Annotated in this window: 3 protein-coding genes; 1 reads left to right on the top strand and 2 read right to left on the bottom strand. The window is 75.4% G+C overall.

The window, feature by feature from the left end:
- Nucleotides 1–160: 160 nt before the first annotated feature.
- A complete protein-coding gene (locus ACIQOV_RS30230) occupies nucleotides 161–1,762 on the bottom strand; it encodes an ABC-F family ATP-binding cassette domain-containing protein (protein WP_401053775.1) in 1,602 nt (533 codons plus the stop codon).
- 272 nt (nucleotides 1,763–2,034) lie between these two features.
- Between ACIQOV_RS30230 and ACIQOV_RS30225 the strand changes: the two genes are divergently transcribed.
- Nucleotides 2,035–2,955 (top strand): RimK family alpha-L-glutamate ligase, encoded by a 921-nt coding sequence (locus ACIQOV_RS30225; RefSeq protein WP_401053773.1) that lies wholly within the window; start codon nucleotides 2,035–2,037, stop codon nucleotides 2,953–2,955.
- Between the two features lie 84 nt (nucleotides 2,956–3,039).
- Here ACIQOV_RS30225 and ACIQOV_RS30220 read toward each other — a convergent pair.
- On the bottom strand, nucleotides 3,040–4,207 hold a 1,168-nt coding region (locus ACIQOV_RS30220), incomplete at its 5' end, for an NAD(P)/FAD-dependent oxidoreductase (protein WP_401053771.1).

The following is a 4,207-nucleotide window of genomic DNA, read 5'->3' as shown; positions in this document are numbered from 1 at the left end:
TCCCGGCCCTGGACGGTGACGTGGATCCGGCGCCGGTCGGCGGAGGCGGCCTCGGGGGCCCCCGGGGGGGCGGTGTTGGGGGGGGGGGGGGGGTTGTGGCGCGGGCGGTCGCCGCCCCCGCCCGCGGGGGGGGGGGGCCCCGGCGGGCCGGCGCCGGAGCTCAGCACGGTGCGACCAGGTCCAGGTACGCGTCGTGCCAGAGGTCCTCGTCGCCGTCCGGCAGGAGCAGCACGCGGTCGGGCCGGAGGGCCTCGATGGCGCCGGGGTCGTGGGTGACCATCACGATCGCGCCCGGGTAGCTGCCCACCGCCGTCAGGACCTCCGTGCGGGAGGCCGGGTCGAGGTTGTTGGTCGGCTCGTCCAGCAGCAGGACGTTGGCGCCGGAGTGCACCAGGCCGGCCAGGGCGAGCCGGGTCTTCTCACCGCCGGACAGCACCCTGGCCGGCTTGTCGGCGTCGTCTCCCCGGAAGAGGAACGCGCCGAGCACGTGCCGCAGTTCGCCGTCGGTGAGGCCGGGTGCGGCCGCGGCGAGGTTGTCGCGCACGCTGAGTGCCGGGTCGAGGGTGTCGTGCTCCTGGGCGAAGTAGCCGAGTCGCAGACCGGAGCCGGGGACGACGCGGCCGGAGTCCGGTGTCTCCCGGCCGGCCAGGATGCGCAACAGGGTGGTCTTTCCGGCCCCGTTCAGGCCGAGCACGACCAGCCGGCTGCCGCGGTCCACGGCCAGGTCCAGTCCGGTCAGCACCGGCCGGCCGCCGTAGGACTTGGCGAGGCCGATCGCCCCGAGCGGCGTCCGGCCGCACGGGGCGGGCTCGGGCAGCCGGATCCGGGCGGTGCGCTCGGCCTGCCGGACGGGTTCGAGTTCGGCGAGCATCCGGTCGGCCCGGCGGGCCATGCTGCGGGCGGTGGTCGCGGTGGCGACGTTGGCCCGCATCCGGTCGGCCTGCGCGTGCAGGGAGGCGGCCTTGCGTTCGGCGTTGGCCCGCTCCCGGGTGCGACGGCGCTCGTCGGCGGCGCGCTGGGTCAGATAGGTCTCCCAGCCGGTGTTGTGGACGTCGATCGTGGCGCGCTGCGGGTCCAGGTGGAAGACCCGGTTGACGGTCTCCGCGAGCAGGCGCAGGTCGTGGCTGATCAGTACCAGCCCGCCCTGGTGGGTGGCGAGGAAGCCGCGCAGCCAGGCGACGGAGTCGGCGTCCAGGTGGTTGGTCGGCTCGTCCAGCAGCAGGGTGCCGTGGTCGGCGAACAGGATGCGGGCCAGCTCGACCCGGCGGCGCTGGCCGCCGGAGAGCGTGCCGACGGGCGAGCCCATCAGGTGGGTGGGCAGGCCGAGCCCGGCCGCGACCCGGGCCGCCTCGGCCTCGGCGGCGTAGCCGCCGCGGGACTGGAACCCGGCCTCGGCCCGGACGTACGCGTCCATCGCCCGGCGTTCCTCGGCCGGCGACCCGGCGCGGGCCATCGCCGCCTCGGCGGCGCGCAGCGTGCGGACGGCGGTGTCCAGGCCGCGGGCGGACAGGATGCGGTCGGTGACGGTGACCGACGGGTCGGCGGCGCGGGAGTCCTGCGGGAGATAGCCGACGGCTCCGGTTCGGGTGACGGTGCCGGCGGCGGGTGCCAGCTGCCCGGCCAGGGTGGCGAGCAGCGTGGTCTTGCCGGCACCGTTGCGGCCGACCAGGCCGATCCGGTCGCCGGGGGCGATGTGCAGGGTGACGTCGGACAGCAGGAGACGGGCGGCGACGCGCACGTCGACACCACGGGTGGTGATCACGGGATAACGCTCCGAAAAGGCTAGCGAACAGACGGGTGGCGTGGAAGCGGTCCGTCGGCTAGGAAATTCGGGGCGTTGACATGGGGCCACGGTAGCGGGAGGGGTGGACCGGACGCATCCGAATTAACCGGTCGGCGCGGGGGTGGTCGGCCGCGGCGGGGCCCCGGGTGCCACTCCGTCCGTCCAGGGCGGTGCGGTTTCGGCCATGCCGGAGGCGGATGGCGCGCGGGGCCTCCTTGTCATGGTCGCGGCGCAATCGCTTGCATGTCCGCATGGGCCGACGCGATCTCGTACTCCTGACCGACCACAGCTCGACCGAAGGCAGCCGGCAGGTGCTCGCCGCCGCCGCGCGGACGCTGACCGGCCGGGAGCCCGTCCAGCTGGACGCCCGGCACTTCATGACCGGCGGCAGCGGTCTGATCGAGGCCGACGACGCGGGCGGAATCCGGCTGGAGGCGGGCGGCCGGGCGGTGACCGCCGACACGGTGATCGTCTACGAGATCCCGCCGCACCGGCGCCGCGCGTTCGAGGGCTGCCAACGGCGGCTGCGCGGCTTCGGCGCCCGCTCGCTCGGCACCGACGCCGAGGCGTGGCGGGCGGCCACCGAGAAGGACGCCACGGTCGCGAGCTTCGTCCGGGACGGCGTGCCGCACATGCCCAGCATCGCGCTCTCCGGGCCGAGCCCGGAGGCCGCCGCCGACGCCTTCGCGGCCCTCGGCGGCGACGTCTGGGCCAGGCCCTGCATCGGGATGGGCGGCGACGACGTCTTCCACCTCACCACCCGCGCGCAGCTCGACGCCGCCGCGCGGCACTACGCCCGGGCGGGCGCGGACTGGCTGATCGCCCGCGACGCCCGGAACGTCCTCCCGGACGGGCGCCGCCACCAGTACCGGGTGGTGGTGCTGCAGGGGCGCGTGGTCCGGGTCGTCGAGCACGTCCAGGCGGACCCGGACGCGCCCTGCAACGAGAGCCGGGGGGCCGTCTCCACGCTGCTCGACTACACCGAACTGCCGGACGGACTCGCGGAGTCGGCCATCGCGGCAGCCGCCTCCACGGGCCTCGACCTCGCCGGGGTGGACCTCGCCGCCGAGAGCGGCGGCGTGGTCTTCGAGGTCAACGTCCACCCCGCCTTCGGCCGGCGCGGCCTGGAACAGGTGGCGCTGCCGTACGTCGCCGCGCACCTCGGCGAGTAGCGCCGGGAGCATCCCGCCGGTGCCCGGAGCATCCCGCCGGTGCCCGGAACGCCCCGCCGGTGCCCGGAAGGCCCCGGCTCCGCCTCAGGCCCGCAGGACCGCCGCGAGCACCGACGGCCGGAACAGCGCCGACGGTGGCGCCACCAGCGACATCACCTCGTGGAACACCGCGGTGACCGCCGTGTCCGAGGTGCTGGCCGCCAGCACCTTGTCGAAGAAGCTGTGCTGGAGCCCGATCAGGGCGCCGGAGGGCGCGCCGGTGGTGGCGGGGAAACGGGCGTCCTCGGCGCAGGAGATCACCCAGGGGATCTTGGACGCCACGGCGACGGCGCGCCGTGCGGCCCGGGCGGTGGAGTGTCCGATGCCGCCGTGGCGCTTCGCGGTGCGGCGGAGCTCCCGGGCGCAGAACAGTGCGACGGTGACGCCCTGCCCGTACACCGGGTTGAAGGTGCTCGCGGCGTCGCCGACCACCACCAGCCCGTCCGGGCAGCTGCGCTCGTAGTGCCGGCGCACGCCCGGGCCGGGGTGGAAGCCGCGGACCTCGCCCGCGGGTTCGGCGTCCCGCAGCATCTCGTGCAGGAGCGGGTCGCGCAGCAGGCGCAGGTGTTCGGTGAAGCCCTCCTCGCCGGCCGCCGGCTCGGCGCCGCGCATCCCGGCGAGGCTGACGATCCAGCGGTCGCCCTCGACCGGCAGCAGCACGCCCATGCGCTGCGCGTCCGGCGCCTTGGTCTGGAGGTAGGCTGCCCGGCCGACGGTCTCGGACCCGTCCGGGCGGTGGAACATCCGGGAGACGTACGCGACGCCCGCGTCCACCCGCTCCTCGGGCACCGGCGGGCAGCCCAGCTCGGCGAGCCACTTCGGCACCGAGGTCGAGCGGCCCGTCGCGTCCACCACCAACTCGGCGGGTATCTCCCGGACTTCGCCGCGCTCCTGACCGCGCTCGCGGACCTTCACCCCGGTCACCGTGGTCGCCGTGCCGAGCAGTCCGACCGCGTCCGTGCCCTCCAGGAACTCGATCGCGGGATGGGCGCGGACCCGGTCCAGCACGAACGAGTCCAGCAGCGACCGGGTGCAGGAGAGGAAGCCCACCTGCGCGGGGTACTCGGCCAGCCACCCGGCGGAGCAGAGCCACTTGACGTCCGAGGCGGCCACCCGCTGCGCGCCCGCCGGATGGCCGAGCATGCCATCGCCGACAACGGCCTTGACTGGAAATTGATTTGATGCCAGACGGTGCTGCGCGGCGACGGACAGT

It is taken from the genome of Kitasatospora sp. NPDC091257 (assembly GCF_044757675.1).
GTDB classification, from domain to species: domain Bacteria; phylum Actinomycetota; class Actinomycetes; order Streptomycetales; family Streptomycetaceae; genus Kitasatospora; species Kitasatospora lactacystinica.
Note: the sequence above shows the minus strand (reverse complement) of the source record. Positions and strands in the feature narration are given on the sequence as shown.